We start from the raw sequence: 12,881 nt of genomic DNA on the forward strand, positions 1-12,881 counted from the left end.
AGGAAGCAATCATGGCGGCGTTACCGGATAAAGACAAACTGCTGCGCAACTTTAGTCGTTGCGCCAACTGGGAAGAGAAGTACCTCTATATAATCGAGCTCGGCCAGCGCCTGGCACCGCTGCCGGCTGAAGAACATACCGCGCAACACATCATTCAGGGCTGCCAGAGCCAGGTGTGGATTGTGGTGGAGCAGCGTGACGGCGGCGTGCTTTCGCTGCGCGGGGATAGCGACGCCGCGATTGTCAAAGGGTTGATCGCCGTGGTGTTCATTCTGTATGACCAGATGACCGCCAAAGACATCACTGATTTCGACGTGCGCCCGTGGTTTGAAAAAATGGCGCTCACGCAACACCTCACGCCCTCGCGCTCGCAGGGGCTGGAAGCAATGATCCGCGCAATTCGCGCGCAGGCTCTCACTTTTAGCTAAACTATTGTTGAAGCTTTCATTCTGTTAAGCGAGACGGGGTATCCGTCTCGCGGGTGGTTCAACTTTCTGACGGCCTGTCAGTGACTAAGAGGGAAACTCAGTATGAAACGCGCGTCTCTACTCACTCTTATGCTTTTAGGTGCTCTCGGCGCGTCTCAGGCCGCCAGAGCGGTTGAATACACATTACCGGCCAACGGTAGCCGTCTGGTGGGACAGAATCAGACCTACACGGTGCAGGAGGGCGATAACAGCCTGCAAACCATTGCCCGGCGCTTTGACACCGCGGCGATGATCCTGCTGGAAGCCAACAACACCGTTGCACCCGTCCCACAGCCCGGGACGCAGATGCTTATTCCACTACAGCTGCTACTGCCCGATGTGCCGCGTGAAGGGATTGTGGTGAACCTGGCAGAGCTGCGGCTCTATTATTTCCCGCCGGACGGCAACACGGTGCAGGTCTATCCGTTAGGGATTGGGCAACTCGGGCTTGAAACGCCGGAGATGACCACCCGCGTCGGGCAAAAAATTCCTAATCCGACCTGGACCCCGACCGCCGGTATTCGCCAGCGCTCGCTGGAAAAAGGCATCACCTTACCGGCGGTGGTGCCGGCCGGGCCGAACAACCCATTAGGCCGCTTTGCCCTGCGCCTGGCGTACGGTAACGGCGAATACCTGATTCACGGTACCAATGCGCAGAACAGCGTCGGGCTGCGCGTCAGCTCCGGCTGCATGCGGATGTTTACCGACGATATTAAAGCGCTGTTTGCCCAGGTTCGCGTGGGCACGCCGGTGCGGGTGATCAACCAGCCGGTGAAGTTCTCCATCGAATCGAACGGCACGCGCTATCTGGAAGTGCATCGCCCGATGACCCAGAGCGAAACGCAGAACCCGCAGACCATTGCCTACGTGCTGCCGGAAGGCTACGCGCAGTTCGCCAACGACAAGGGAACGGATAAAGCGATGGCGGATAAAGCGATGCATCGTCGCATGGGGGTTCCGGTGGTGGTTTCAACCGGGGCGACGCCTGATGCGAGTGGGGCCAGTTCGGTGCAGTCAGTCCTGAACGGTACGCCGGCGACGGCGTCAGAAACGCGGGTCACGCAATAACGGATGGATAAACAGGGAAGGGAACGGCAAACGGCAGACAAAAAAAATGGCGCACAATGTGCGCCATTTTTATAACACAGCTACAAATACTATTACTTACGGTATTTGGTAGCAGCGTTGTCCAGGCGCTGGTTAGCGCGTGCTGCGTCGTCTTTAGCAGCCTGAACGTCGGAACGCATTGCGTTCACGTCGTTGCTCAGCTGGTCAACTTTAGCGTTCAGAGTCTGAACGTCAGAAGACAGCTGATCGATTTTAGCATTGCTGGAGCAACCAGCCAGCAGAGTAGAACCCAGGATTACCGCGCCCAGTACCAGTTTAGTACGATTCATTATTAATACCCTCTAGATTGAGTTAATCTCCATGTAGCGTTACAAGTATTACACAAACTTTTTTGGGATGAGAATATTTTTTTACGGTAATACGCTTATTTTTGATCGTTCGCTCAAAGAAGCATCGAATTTGACAGGCGAGTTAAAAATTCTTTGTGAAAACAGCACGCTTCCATCGGATTCATCTTAGATAATCTCTTATTAAATAGTAAATTCCGATTTGCATTTTTATTAAGAGGAGCTAAGGATTGAATAAAAAAAACGCCTCCGAAGAGGCGTTTTATAAAAATAATTAACTTGTAAAAGATTACAGCACGTGTACGGAAGCGGTATTGGTCGTTCCGCTCGGTACCAGCGCACCAGATACCATCACAACCACGTCGCCTTTACGCGCCAGGCCGCTCTGTACCGCCAGCTCTTTGCCGAGACGGTAGAAGTCATCGGTGGAGTCCAGCTGTGCAACCAGCTGCGGCACAACGCCTTTGGTCAGCACCAGCTGACGGGCGGTGGTTTCGTTGGTGGTCAGCGCCAGGATGGTCGCATCCGGGAAGTATTTACGTACGGCACGTGCAGATTTACCGCCTTTGGTTGCGACCACAATCAGCGGTGCTTCCAGTTTTTCAGCCGTTTCTACAGCGCCACGGCACACTGCTTCAGTGATACGCAGTTTACGGTTGTCGTTGTTGAACTCCAGACGGCTGGTCATCACGCGGTCGGTACGTTCGCAGATGGTCGCCATGATGGTGACCGCTTCCAGCGGGTATTTACCCTTAGCGGATTCGCCAGACAGCATTACCGCATCGGTACCGTCGAGGATGGCGTTAGCGACGTCGCCGGCTTCTGCGCGGGTCGGACGCGGGTTTTTGATCATGGAATCCAGCATCTGAGTCGCGGTGATAACCACTTTACGTGCGCGGATACATTTTTCGATGATCATTTTCTGTGCGAAGATAACTTCTTCAACCGGGATCTCAACGCCCATGTCGCCACGAGCAACCATGATGCCGTCAGACGCTTCGAGGATTTCGTCGAAGTTGTTCAGGCCTTCCTGGTTTTCAATCTTGGAGATGATCTGAATGTTCTCACCGCCGTGGGCTTTCAGGTGCTCACGAATTTCCACCACGTCAGAACGCTTACGAATAAAGGAAGCGGCAACGAAATCGACGCCTTGCTCGCAACCGAAGATTAGGTCCTGTTTGTCTTTTTCTGCCAGTGCCGGCAGGGCAATGGAAACGCCCGGCAGGTTAACGCCTTTGTTTTCGCCCAGGTCGCCGTTGTTCAGCACTTTACAGATAACGTTTTTACCTTCGATGGCGGTGACTTCCATACCGATCAGACCATCGTCTACCAGTACGGTGTTACCGACGGACAGGTCAGTGGTGAAACCTTCATAGGTAACTGCCACGATGTCGCTGTTGCCGACTACGGATTTGTCGGTGGTGAAGGTGAAGGTCTGGCCCGCTTTCAGGGAGACGTCATTGCCGCCTTCCAGCTTGATGGTACGAATTTCCGGACCTTTGGTGTCCAGCAGGATAGCGGCTGTCTTACCGGTTTTGCTCACCACGTTACGCAGGTTCTGGATGCGTTGACCGTGTTCAGCATAGTCACCGTGAGAGAAGTTCAGACGCATGACGTTCATGCCCGCGTCCAGCATTTTGGACAGCATCTCTTCGGATTCGGTTTTCGGACCGATGGTGCAAACAATTTTGGTCTTTTTCATGAAAGTTTTAGTCTTTAAGTTGTGAAGGATATGGAAAACTCGCTCCGTTGGCATGCCGCCGTGGAGTCAAACCTGTATTGCGAAAGTTGCTATGCCAAGCTCTAAGAATAGATGACAACAAAAGAGCGTGCAGAAGAAAGTGTGCTGGCGGTTCAGCCCATAAAAAGGAGCAGTATTTTATGCGTTTAGTTGTGCAGTCCAATGCGCTGAAACCATTCAAGAAAGAATCGGTGGGCATTATACGACGCTGAAACAAAAAAAGAAAATGAAAACAGCGTTTCATTATATGCCATAAAAATGTAACAAAACTCACACTAATAGCAATCGTATTCGCAACACAAATTTCCACCAGTCGCACAGTTAACTGATGGCTATCAGGGGTTGCCTGTCACGGTTCAGCAATAAAAATAGTCCGTTGGCGGGAAAAAAGGAGGGGAGTTTGATTTATCCCAAAATCCTATCAATAATGATTTGATTGATAATGATAATTTATGAGCAAAAAAGAATGGGAAATAAAGCCAAAGACGACGAGTTGTATCAGGAAATGTGCCGGGTTGTCGGGAAAGTGGTGCTGGAAATGCGCGATTTGGGCCAGGAGCCGAAACACATTGTCATTGCCGGGGTGGTTCGCACCGCGCTGGCCAACCCGAAAATTGCGCGCAGCGAACTGACCAGAGCCGCCATGGAGAAAGTGGTTCATGCGTTGTCCGGCCATGAGTAGTCAGCCGGCATCACGCTAAAAGGCTCTCAGGAAATCACAAAGCGAACCACCGCTTTCACCGCGATATCGCAGTGGTGCGCCACCATCGCTTCATCGTCGATGGCCGGCAGCGGATCGTCGAGATACAGGCTATTGAAGGTGTAAAAGTTCGAGACCTGATAAAAACTAAAGCTGCTGATAAGCCGGTGGACATCCCGTGCCTGCAGCCCCTCCTGAAAAACACCCTGCTGCTGTCCGCGCTGGAGAATATCCTCCAGAATCGACAGGGCGGTACGGTTCAGCGGCTTTAACTGCCCTGACGACTTCAGCCACTTCCCGCGCTGCATATTCTCCATACAGATAACCCGCATATAGTCCGCATGGGTGGCGTGATAGCGCACGCTCCAGCGTACCAGCTGCACCAGCGCCTCTACCGGCGGCAGGTGCTCCAGCCCGAGCTGCTGCTCGGTTTCGCGAATGCGCGCATAGACGTGTTGCAGCACCGCCTGGTACAGCTGTTCCTTGGTTTTGAAGTAGTACACCACCATCCGCTTGGTTGTCTGCGCTTCGGTTGCAATTTGCTCCATTCGCGCCCCGGACAAGCCATGTTCGGCAAAGACGACGATGGCGGCGGCAAAAATCCGCTCCTTTAGCGGTTGCGCTTCATCTTGATCCACGTGATCCACGACAGACATAACGACTCCTTTTTCCAATGGACAAAAAATACACATAACGATCACAATTTTGCAACCTTATGTGGCGTGAGTGAACCAAATGATACATATTCAGTGCTCACGTCGACTGATGACACGAGGACTTATGCTGCGATCCATTGCCACCGTCTCGATTTCTGGCACCTTGCCCGAAAAGCTCCATGCTATTGCGGCTGCGGGTTATCAGGGCGTCGAAATCTTCGAAAACGACCTGCTCTATTATACCGGTACGCCGACGGATATTCGTAATCTGGCAGCGGATTTAGGGCTAAAAATCACGCTTTTTCAACCCTTTCGCGATTTCGAAGGGGCAAGCCGCAGCCAGTTCGCCGCCAACATGGAGCGGGCGAAGCGCAAATTTGAGCTGATGCATGAACTGGGCTGTGACACCTTACTACTGTGCAGCAACGTCCAGCCAGACTGCTCCGCGGACGTCTCGCTGCAGATAGCGGACTTAACGGCGCTGGCGCAGCTGGCCGAGCAGGAAAAGATTGTCATCGGCTATGAAGCGCTAGCCTGGGGCACCCACGTAAACCGCTGGCATCAGGCGTGGGTGCGGGTGAAAAGCGTCGACAGCCCGGCGCTGGGGATCGTGCTGGATAGCTTCCATATTCTGGCCCGCGGCGACACGCTGCAGGGTCTGTCAGATGTCCCGGTCGACAAGATCACCTTCCTGCAGCTGGCCGATGCGCCGTTGATGAAGATGGACGTGCTCGAATGGAGCCGCCATTTCCGCTGCTTCCCTGGACAGGGGCAGCTGCCGCTGGTGGAGTTTGCCTGCGAGTTAACCCGCTGCGGCTATCGCGGGTCGTGGTCGCTGGAGATCTTCAATGACAGCTTCCGCGCCTCGCCAAACGGCGCCACCGCCAAAGATGGCTACCGTTCGCTGCAGTGGCTGGAAGAGCAGACCCGCCTGCAGCTGGGGCACAGCGACGCGCAGCTGTTTGCACCGGCAGCTCTGCCGCAGTACCTCGGACTGGAGTTTATCGAATTTGCCGCCAGCCCGTCGGAAGCGAAAGCGCTTGGCGAGCGCCTGACGCAGCTCGGCTTTTGCCAGCAGGGGCGCCATCGCTCGAAGCAGGTAGCGCTGTGGCGCAACGGCGGAGCGCGGGCGATCGTTAACTATCAGCCCCACAGCTGGGCCGACCATTTTCACCAGCGTCACGGCGCCTCATTGTGCGCCATGGCCCTGCGCGTGAGCCACAGCGCCGCGATTGTTGAACGGGCCCGTGCCTACGGCTACGCCACCTGGCAGGGCGATGCCGGACCCAATGAAAGCCCGATACCCGCGATTTGCGCCCCCGACGGTAGCCTGATCTACCTCATCGAAGCCGGGGACGATATCTACGCCCGCGATTTCCATCTGTCCGATAGCCCGACGCTGCGCCATGACTACAGCGGTATCGACCACCTGGCGCTGGGCATGGAAGCCGATCAACGCGACAACTGGGTGATGTTTTTCCGCAGCGTTTTCGGCTTCACGCTGGAGCATGAGCAGACGTTGCCGGACCCTTACGGCCTGGTACGCAGCCTGGCGGTGCACAGCCCGCAGGGCAATATTCGCCTGGCGCTGAATATCTCGCAGAGCCGCGCGACCCAGATTGCCCGCTCCGTCGCCTGTTACCAGGGTGCGGGCCTGCAGCATGCGGCGTTCGCCTGCCACGACCTGCCGGCTACCCTTGACGACCTGCCGCAGGTGTCGCTGAACGCGCTGCCGATCCCGGCAAACTACTACGACGATTTGCTGGCGCGCTTTGGCGACGCGGCCAACGTGGAGACCCTGAAACGCCTGCAGATCCTCTATGACCGGGGGCCGCACGACGGCGAATTCCTGCATCTGTACACCCGGCCCTTCTCGGCGGGGCGCTTTTTCTTCGAATTGACCGAAAGGCGGGGCGGCTACGCGCTGTATGGCGCGGCGAACGCGGCCGTGCGTCTTTCGGCGATGCAGTACAGCTAGTTTTGTATCAAATGGTTCATTAAAAATAACAACCCAAACATAACAACAACATTCATCTGCACCCTACGACAGGAAACGACTATGAACTCGTACAGCCATAACCCGACGGCGGCGGCGGACGCCGCGGCTACCGTTCCGCGTTCCCGGCGGCGCATTGGGATCCTCGCGCTGCTGGCCGTCGGCACAATGATTAACTATCTCGACCGCACGATACTCGGGATTGCCGCCCCCGGCTTAACCTCTGAACTGGGTATCGACGCGGCGGTCATGGGGATCGTCTTTTCGGCCTTTGCCTGGACCTACGCCCTGGCGCAAATTCCCGGCGGCCTGTTCCTTGACCGCTTCGGCAACAAGATCACCTACTTTCTGTCGTTAACCCTGTGGTCGCTGTTTACCCTGTTTCACGGCATGGCCATCGGCCTGAAAACGCTGCTGCTGTGCCGCTTTGGCTTAGGGGTCAGCGAAGCGCCGTGCTTCCCGGTCAACAGCCGGGTGGTCAGCGTATGGTTCCCCCAGCAGGAGAGGGCCAAGGCCACGGCGGTGTATACCGTCGGCGAATATCTTGGGCTGGCCTGCTTCTCGCCGCTGCTGTTCTGGATCATGGGCAGCTTCGGCTGGCGCGCGCTGTTTATCAGCGTCGGCGTGGCGGGCGTGTTATTTGCGCTGGTGTGGTGGCGCTGCTATCGCGAGCCTCATGAAGACAAACGCCTCAGCCAGCAGGAGCGCGATCATATCGTCAACGGCGGCGGCCTGGCGACGGTCAGCGACCAGCAGGTGGCGTTCAGCTGGTCGGTTGTGGGTCAGCTGTTGGCGAAACGGCAGATTCTCGGCGCCAGCATTGGCCAGTTCGCCGGCAATTCGGTGCTGGTGTTCTTCCTGACCTGGTTCCCGACCTATCTGGCGACCGAACGTCATATGCCGTGGCTGAAGGTCGGGTTCTTCGCCATTCTGCCGTTTCTTGCCGCCGCCGGCGGGGTCATGTTCGGCGGATGGGTCTCCGATAAACTGCTGAAAGCCACCGGCTCGGCCAACCTGGCGCGTAAATTACCGATCGTCGCCGGCCTGCTGATGGCCAGCAGCATTATCTCCGCCAACTGGCTGACCAGCGATCTAGCCGTCATTCTGGTGATGTCGTTCGCCTTCTTTGGCCAGGGGATGGTCGGCTTAGGCTGGACGCTGATCTCTGACATTGCGCCGAAGGGGTTTGGCGGCCTGACCGGCGGGTTGTTTAACTTCTGCGCCAACCTTGCCGGGATCCTCACTCCGCTGGTGATCGGTTTTATCGTGGCGGCCTTCGGCAGCTTCTTCTATGCGCTGGTCTATATCGGCTGCGCGGCGCTGCTCGGCGTGGTGGCGTATCTGTTTATTCTGGGCGATGTCAAACGTATTGAGTTATCGCAGTAAAGGAGCAGGGGATGATAATTAGTGGTAATACGCGCCTGATCGCCCATCTGGGCTATCCGACCGCCAGCTTTAAAGCGCCGATGATCTACAACCCGTGGTTTGACCATCAGCAGGTGGATGTCAAAGTGGTGCCCACGGGGGTGAAGCCGGAGGCGTACGCGACCCTGGTGCCGGCGCTGTTTACGATGACCAACATCATCGGCGCGCTGGTCACCATGCCGCACAAGATTGCCACCTGCGCGCTGGTCGATCACCTCAGCCCGGCGGCGATGATTGCCGGGGCCTGTAACGCCATTCGCCGCGAAGCGGATGGCAGCCTGAGCGGCGATATGTTTGACGGCGACGGCTTTGTCCTCGGCATCCGCCGGAAAGGCTTTCAGCCGGCGGGTACCCGGGCGCTGGTGATTGGCTGCGGCGGCGTCGGCTCGGCCATTGCCGCGTCGCTGGCGGCGGCGGGAGTGCGCGCCCTGACGCTGTTCGATAGCCGCCAGGAGGCCGCCAAAGCGCTGGCGGACCGGCTATGGCAACACTATCCGACGCTGGATATCAGCCTGATGCAGTGCGATCCGCAAGGCCATGACCTGGTGGTCAACGCCACGCCGTTGGGCATGAAGGCCAGCGATCCGCTGCCCGTGGATCCGCAGCGGCTGACCCCCGGCACCTGGGTGGGCGAAGTGGTGATGACCCAGGAGTACACGCCGCTGCTGCAGGCCGCCCAGGCCCGAGGCTGCCCGATCCAGCGCGGTACCGATATGCTGTTCGAAATGATCCCTGCCTACCTGCGTTTCTTCCATCTGCCGGTGGCGACGCCGGAACAGTTGCGCGAACTGGCGCAAATTGACTACTGAATCGCATAGCGCCCGGGTAACATAGCGTTTTGTTTCCGGGTATTCAGCGAGCGTCTTATGACATCTTCCGTCGTGTTGCTGGCTGCGGGGAGCCTGAAAGGGGCATTTATCCCGCTGCTGGCACGTTTCCATCAGCAAACCGGTATTCAGGTCGAGGCCCGTTTTGGTCCTGCAGGCCTGCTCCGCGAGCGCATTGAATCCGGCGAACGCTGTTCGGTGTTTGCCTCCGCCAACAGCCAACACCCTCTGGCGCTGCAGCAGGCCGGGCTGGCGGGGGAGTGTCATCCCTTTGCCCGCAATCAGTTGATGCTGACCGCCCGACGCCAGGCATCGACTGACGAGGCCGACTGGCTGGGGCTGCTCAGCAACCCGCAGCTGAGGCTGGCAACCTCGACGCCAGGCTGCGACCCTTCCGGCGACTATACCTGGCAACTGTTTACCCGCATTGAGGCCGACTTCCCCGGCGTCGGGCGCGCGCTGATGGCCCGCGCTCAGCAGTTGGTAGGGGGCAGAACCTCGCTCAACGTGCCGCCGAGGGAGACCGCCGGTGGCTGGCTGATCGGTGAAGATTTAGCCGACCTGTTTATCGGCTATGCCCATTACGCCCGCCAGATGACGGCCAGAGACGACCTGCGCACGGTGGCGATCCCCGCCCCCTGGAATGTACAGGCGGAATACCTGCTGACGATGACCCAGCCGAGCGCCGGGGCGCAGCAGTTATGCCGCTTTATCCTCGGCGCCGACGGCCAGCAGTTCCTGCGCAGCGCCGGCTTTTTACCCGCTAACGGCGAATCGTAAACTGCGGTGCCAGCAGCGGGCCCCCGGAATCGGGGCGCTCGATTTTATGCACCGGTAACCCGTAGGCGCGCTGCAGGTGGCGCTCGCTGAGCACCGCCTCAGAGCGCCCGGCTAGCCACTCGCCGTCCGGCAACAGCAGCAAAGTATGGCTGGCGACCTGCAGGGCATGGGTTGGATCGTGGGTGGTGAACAGCACCGTGCGCGACTGGCGATAGGCCAGGTCGCTGATCAGCTGCAGCACCACCTGTTGATTGGAGAGGTCCAGCGCCGAGCAGGGCTCATCCAGCAGGATATTCTGGCTGTCGCCCACCAGCGCCCGGGCAATGAGCGCCATCTGCTGCTGGCCGCCGGAGAGCGAACGAAAGGCGCTGGTTGCCAGAGAGGCAATCCCCAACTGGCTCAGCGCCTCGTGGACTCGCCTACGATCGTCGTCGCCGGGCTGGGCGAACAGATTGACCTGGCGGGCGCGACCCATCAGCACCACATCGGCGACCTGCCAGCTAAAGGCCGGACGGAACGACTGCGGGACGATCGCCACGCCGCCCTGTTGCTGGAAGCTGCCCGCCAGCGGCGGCAGTACCCCGGTCAGGGTGTCGAGCAGCGTGCTTTTGCCGCGTCCGTTGGCGCCGAGTATCGCCCAGATATCACCGTGCTGGCACTGCAGGCTGAGCGGGGTAAACAATGGCTTACGATGACCAAACTGCAGGGCCGACAGGCTAAGAGAGGGCGTCATCAGGCGGCACTCCGGCGGCGGGACTGCACCAGCAGCCAGGTAAACAGCGGGGCGCCGAGCAGGGCGGTAATGATGCCCACCGGGACCTCCGCCTGGGTCAGCGAGCGCGCCAGGTCATCCACCACGATCATAAAGCCGCCCCCGAGACAGAAAGCGGTCGGCAGCAGTCGACGGTGGTCGGCACCTACCAGCAGTCGTGCCAGATGGGGGATCACCAGCCCGACCCACGCAATACTGCCGCTCACCGCCACCTGCGCGGCAACCAGCACGGCGCAGCACACCAGCACGCCACGGCGCAGCGCGGTCACCGGCACGCCGAGACCGCGGGCGTCTTTCTCATCCAGCGCCAGCAGATTAATCCGCCAGCGCAGCGCCAGCAGGATCGCCGCGGTAATCAGGATCGGCGGTGCCATCATCGCCACTTTGTGCCAGTTGGCGGTGGCGAAGCTGCCCAGCAGCCAGAAGACGATATTGGGCAGCGTCTCTTCGCTGTCGGCCAGATACTGCATCAGGCTGACGAGGGCGGCGAAAAAGCCGCTGAGGACGATCCCGGAGAGGATCAACACCAGCGTATTTTCCCGTCCTTGTAGCGCGGCAATCAGATACACCAGCATCAGCGCCAGCAGGCCAAAACCAAAGGTGGAGGCCATCATCAGCAGAGTGTCCAGCCCCAGTAGAATCGCCAGGGTGCCGCCAAACGCCGAGCCGGAGGTGACGCCGATAATATGCGGGTCGACCAGCGGGTTCTGGAACACGCCCTGCAGCGTCGCCCCGCACAGCCCCAATGCGCCACCGGCCAGCAGCGCCATCACCACCCGGGGCAGGCGTACCGACCAGACGATCTGCCCGGCAATTCCGTCCCCGGGCGGCGCCTGCGTCAGCTGGGTTATCACCGCGGCGGGGCTCAGGTGATACTGGCCGACGCAGAGCGAAGCGAGAGCAATCACCAGGGTCGTCAGCGCCAGCCCGCTCTGTAGCAGGGCCGAATGACGATTACTGCGCATCGGGCGTCCATTTCACGCGATAAAACCGCTGGTAGTAATCTGCGGCGCGGGCGTCAACATCGACTCCCTGATAGCGGGAAGGATAGAGTTTTTTCGCCATCCACAGTTCACCGAGCGCCAGCGCTTCCGGCATCGGATAGCCCCAGGCTTTGGCATACTCCGGCATCAGCCACACGCGGTGGTTTTTCACCGCATCAATGCCTTGCCACTGCGGATCGTTGACGATCTGCGTCACCACCTGCGGGTAACGGTCCTGCACAAAGATCACCTGCGGATTCCACTGCAATACCTGTTCCAGCGAGACCTGGCGCGCCCCTTTGACCGTTGCCGCCGCGACGTTTAAGGCCCCGGCGTGTTTCATCATCAGCCCGGTATACTTGCCCGAACCATAGGTATTGAGGTCCGGGTTGGCCATATACACGCGGACCCGCTGGTCGTCAGGAATATCGGCCACCGGAGCGTTGGCCGCTTTGCGGGCCGCGAAGGTGTAGTCAATCAGCGCCTGCGCCTGGCTCTGGCGCTCGACCACCTCGCCAATCAGGCGGATGCCCTGCGTCAGCCCTTGGTTATAGGCCTGCTCTTCATCGGCCATCGACGGGTTCATCTTGTTTTTTTCGCCCGCGGCATCCTGGCGCAATGACACCGCCACCACCGGGATCCCGGCGTTCTGAATCTGCTGAATCATCGCCGGCGGGGCATAGTTGGCGACAAACACCACCTGCGGGTGCAGCGCCATCAGGCTTTCGATATTGACCTGGGTTAAGTCCCCGGGCATCGGCAGCTGTTCGATACCCGGCATAAAGCGGGCGAATGCCGGGCCGAGCTGTTTTTTCCAGCTGTTCATCACCCCGACGATATCGTCGGCGGCGTTGAGCTGCACCAGCAGGTTCAGGGTCTGGTGCTGGAGCACCACCACGCGGGTCACATGGTCCGGAATGGTCACTTCACGGCCGAGTTGGTCGGTGACGGTACGTTCAGCAAAGGCATGGCTGGCAAACAGGCAGGCGCCGATCAGCGTCAGCCCTGGTAACAGACGGGAGAGAGTTGGCATGAGAAGGCTCGGTTGCGTAAGAAGAATCGCTGTGTATTAGAATATATAGCGATGCAGGAAGCAATTTTTTAGCGACCGATATAGCC

13 protein-coding genes are annotated in these 12,881 nt (G+C 58.7%); 7 read left to right on the top strand and 6 right to left on the bottom strand.

What is annotated here, in order from left to right:
• Positions 1–11 precede the first annotated feature (11 nt).
• Both sufE and HF679_RS04080 read left to right on the top strand, forming a co-directional pair.
• Positions 12–428, top strand: a complete 417-nt coding sequence (gene sufE / locus HF679_RS04075) for a cysteine desulfuration protein SufE (protein ID WP_123754694.1) — start codon at positions 12–14, stop codon at positions 426–428.
• A 102-nt stretch (positions 429–530) separates the two neighbouring features.
• Positions 531–1,535, top strand: coding sequence for a L,D-transpeptidase family protein (locus HF679_RS04080; protein ID WP_123754693.1), 1,005 nt, complete (start codon positions 531–533; stop codon positions 1,533–1,535).
• A gap of 92 nt (positions 1,536–1,627) precedes the next feature.
• On the opposite strand, the gene lpp is transcribed toward HF679_RS04080, so the two are convergent.
• Together lpp and pykF are read right to left on the bottom strand one after the other, a co-directional pair.
• The gene (lpp, locus tag HF679_RS04085) at positions 1,628–1,864 is read right to left on the bottom strand and encodes a murein lipoprotein Lpp (RefSeq protein WP_003029373.1); all 237 of its coding nucleotides are present in this window, start codon (positions 1,862–1,864) and stop codon (positions 1,628–1,630) included.
• A 307-nt stretch (positions 1,865–2,171) separates the two neighbouring features.
• Positions 2,172–3,584, bottom strand: coding sequence for a pyruvate kinase PykF (gene pykF, locus HF679_RS04090; protein WP_123754692.1), 1,413 nt, complete (start codon positions 3,582–3,584; stop codon positions 2,172–2,174).
• Between the two features lie 505 nt (positions 3,585–4,089).
• Between pykF and fumD the strand changes: the two genes are divergently transcribed.
• The gene (gene fumD, locus HF679_RS04095; RefSeq protein ID WP_123754691.1) at positions 4,090–4,305 is read left to right on the top strand and encodes a fumarate hydratase FumD; all 216 of its coding nucleotides are present in this window, start codon (positions 4,090–4,092) and stop codon (positions 4,303–4,305) included.
• Between the two features lie 26 nt (positions 4,306–4,331).
• Here the strand turns inward: fumD and HF679_RS04100 are convergent, their stop codons facing one another.
• A complete protein-coding gene (locus HF679_RS04100; protein WP_123754690.1) occupies positions 4,332–4,979 on the bottom strand; it encodes a TetR/AcrR family transcriptional regulator in 648 nt (215 codons plus the stop codon).
• A 124-nt stretch (positions 4,980–5,103) separates the two neighbouring features.
• Between HF679_RS04100 and HF679_RS04105 the strand changes: the two genes are divergently transcribed.
• From HF679_RS04105 to HF679_RS04120, 4 genes are all read left to right on the top strand, one after another.
• A complete protein-coding gene (locus tag HF679_RS04105; RefSeq protein ID WP_187042631.1) occupies positions 5,104–6,957 on the top strand; it encodes a bifunctional sugar phosphate isomerase/epimerase/4-hydroxyphenylpyruvate dioxygenase family protein in 1,854 nt (617 codons plus the stop codon).
• Between the two features lie 81 nt (positions 6,958–7,038).
• Positions 7,039–8,361, top strand: a complete 1,323-nt coding sequence (locus HF679_RS04110; RefSeq protein WP_123754688.1) for an MFS transporter — start codon at positions 7,039–7,041, stop codon at positions 8,359–8,361.
• 11 nt (positions 8,362–8,372) lie between these two features.
• Positions 8,373–9,209, top strand: coding sequence for a shikimate dehydrogenase family protein (locus tag HF679_RS04115; RefSeq protein ID WP_123754687.1), 837 nt, complete (start codon positions 8,373–8,375; stop codon positions 9,207–9,209).
• 57 nt (positions 9,210–9,266) lie between these two features.
• Entirely contained in the window at positions 9,267–10,007 is a 741-nt protein-coding gene (locus HF679_RS04120) for a substrate-binding domain-containing protein (RefSeq protein ID WP_187042632.1), read from the top strand.
• Here the strand turns inward: HF679_RS04120 and HF679_RS04125 are convergent.
• From HF679_RS04125 to HF679_RS04135, 3 genes are read right to left on the bottom strand one after another with little or no spacing between them, the layout of a single operon-like run.
• On the bottom strand, positions 9,991–10,740 hold the full coding sequence (locus HF679_RS04125; RefSeq protein ID WP_187042633.1) for an ABC transporter ATP-binding protein: 750 nt from the start codon (positions 10,738–10,740) through the stop codon (positions 9,991–9,993). The genes HF679_RS04120 and HF679_RS04125 overlap by 17 nt on opposite strands.
• The gene (locus HF679_RS04130; protein ID WP_154145101.1) at positions 10,740–11,744 is read right to left on the bottom strand and encodes a FecCD family ABC transporter permease; all 1,005 of its coding nucleotides are present in this window, start codon (positions 11,742–11,744) and stop codon (positions 10,740–10,742) included. The genes HF679_RS04125 and HF679_RS04130 overlap by 1 nt, the downstream gene beginning before the upstream one ends.
• On the bottom strand, positions 11,734–12,795 hold the full coding sequence (locus tag HF679_RS04135; protein ID WP_154145102.1) for an ABC transporter substrate-binding protein: 1,062 nt from the start codon (positions 12,793–12,795) through the stop codon (positions 11,734–11,736). Before HF679_RS04135 ends, HF679_RS04130 begins: the two co-directional genes overlap by 11 nt.
• Positions 12,796–12,881 lie beyond the last annotated feature (86 nt).

It is taken from the genome of Enterobacter sp. JUb54 (assembly GCF_014298075.1).
Lineage (GTDB): Bacteria > Pseudomonadota > Gammaproteobacteria > Enterobacterales > Enterobacteriaceae > Klebsiella > Klebsiella lignicola.

Excerpts from the sequence above, each read along its gene's own strand:
- HF679_RS04125 (WP_187042633.1), bottom strand. The coding sequence starts at position 10,740 with ATGACGCCCTCTCTTAGCCTGTCGGCCCTGCAGTTTGGTCATCGTAAG.
- HF679_RS04105 (WP_187042631.1), top strand. The coding sequence starts at position 5,104 with ATGCTGCGATCCATTGCCACCGTCTCGATTTCTGGCACCTTGCCCGAA.
- HF679_RS04080 (WP_123754693.1), top strand. The coding sequence starts at position 531 with ATGAAACGCGCGTCTCTACTCACTCTTATGCTTTTAGGTGCTCTCGGC.
- fumD (WP_123754691.1), top strand. The coding sequence starts at position 4,090 with ATGGGAAATAAAGCCAAAGACGACGAGTTGTATCAGGAAATGTGCCGG.
- lpp (WP_003029373.1), bottom strand. The coding sequence starts at position 1,864 with ATGAATCGTACTAAACTGGTACTGGGCGCGGTAATCCTGGGTTCTACT.
- sufE (WP_123754694.1), top strand. The coding sequence starts at position 12 with ATGGCGGCGTTACCGGATAAAGACAAACTGCTGCGCAACTTTAGTCGT.
- HF679_RS04120 (WP_187042632.1), top strand. The coding sequence starts at position 9,267 with ATGACATCTTCCGTCGTGTTGCTGGCTGCGGGGAGCCTGAAAGGGGCA.
- HF679_RS04115 (WP_123754687.1), top strand. The coding sequence starts at position 8,373 with ATGATAATTAGTGGTAATACGCGCCTGATCGCCCATCTGGGCTATCCG.
- HF679_RS04135 (WP_154145102.1), bottom strand. The coding sequence starts at position 12,795 with ATGCCAACTCTCTCCCGTCTGTTACCAGGGCTGACGCTGATCGGCGCC.
- HF679_RS04110 (WP_123754688.1), top strand. The coding sequence starts at position 7,039 with ATGAACTCGTACAGCCATAACCCGACGGCGGCGGCGGACGCCGCGGCT.
- HF679_RS04100 (WP_123754690.1), bottom strand. The coding sequence starts at position 4,979 with ATGTCTGTCGTGGATCACGTGGATCAAGATGAAGCGCAACCGCTAAAG.
- HF679_RS04130 (WP_154145101.1), bottom strand. The coding sequence starts at position 11,744 with ATGCGCAGTAATCGTCATTCGGCCCTGCTACAGAGCGGGCTGGCGCTG.
- pykF (WP_123754692.1), bottom strand. The coding sequence starts at position 3,584 with ATGAAAAAGACCAAAATTGTTTGCACCATCGGTCCGAAAACCGAATCC.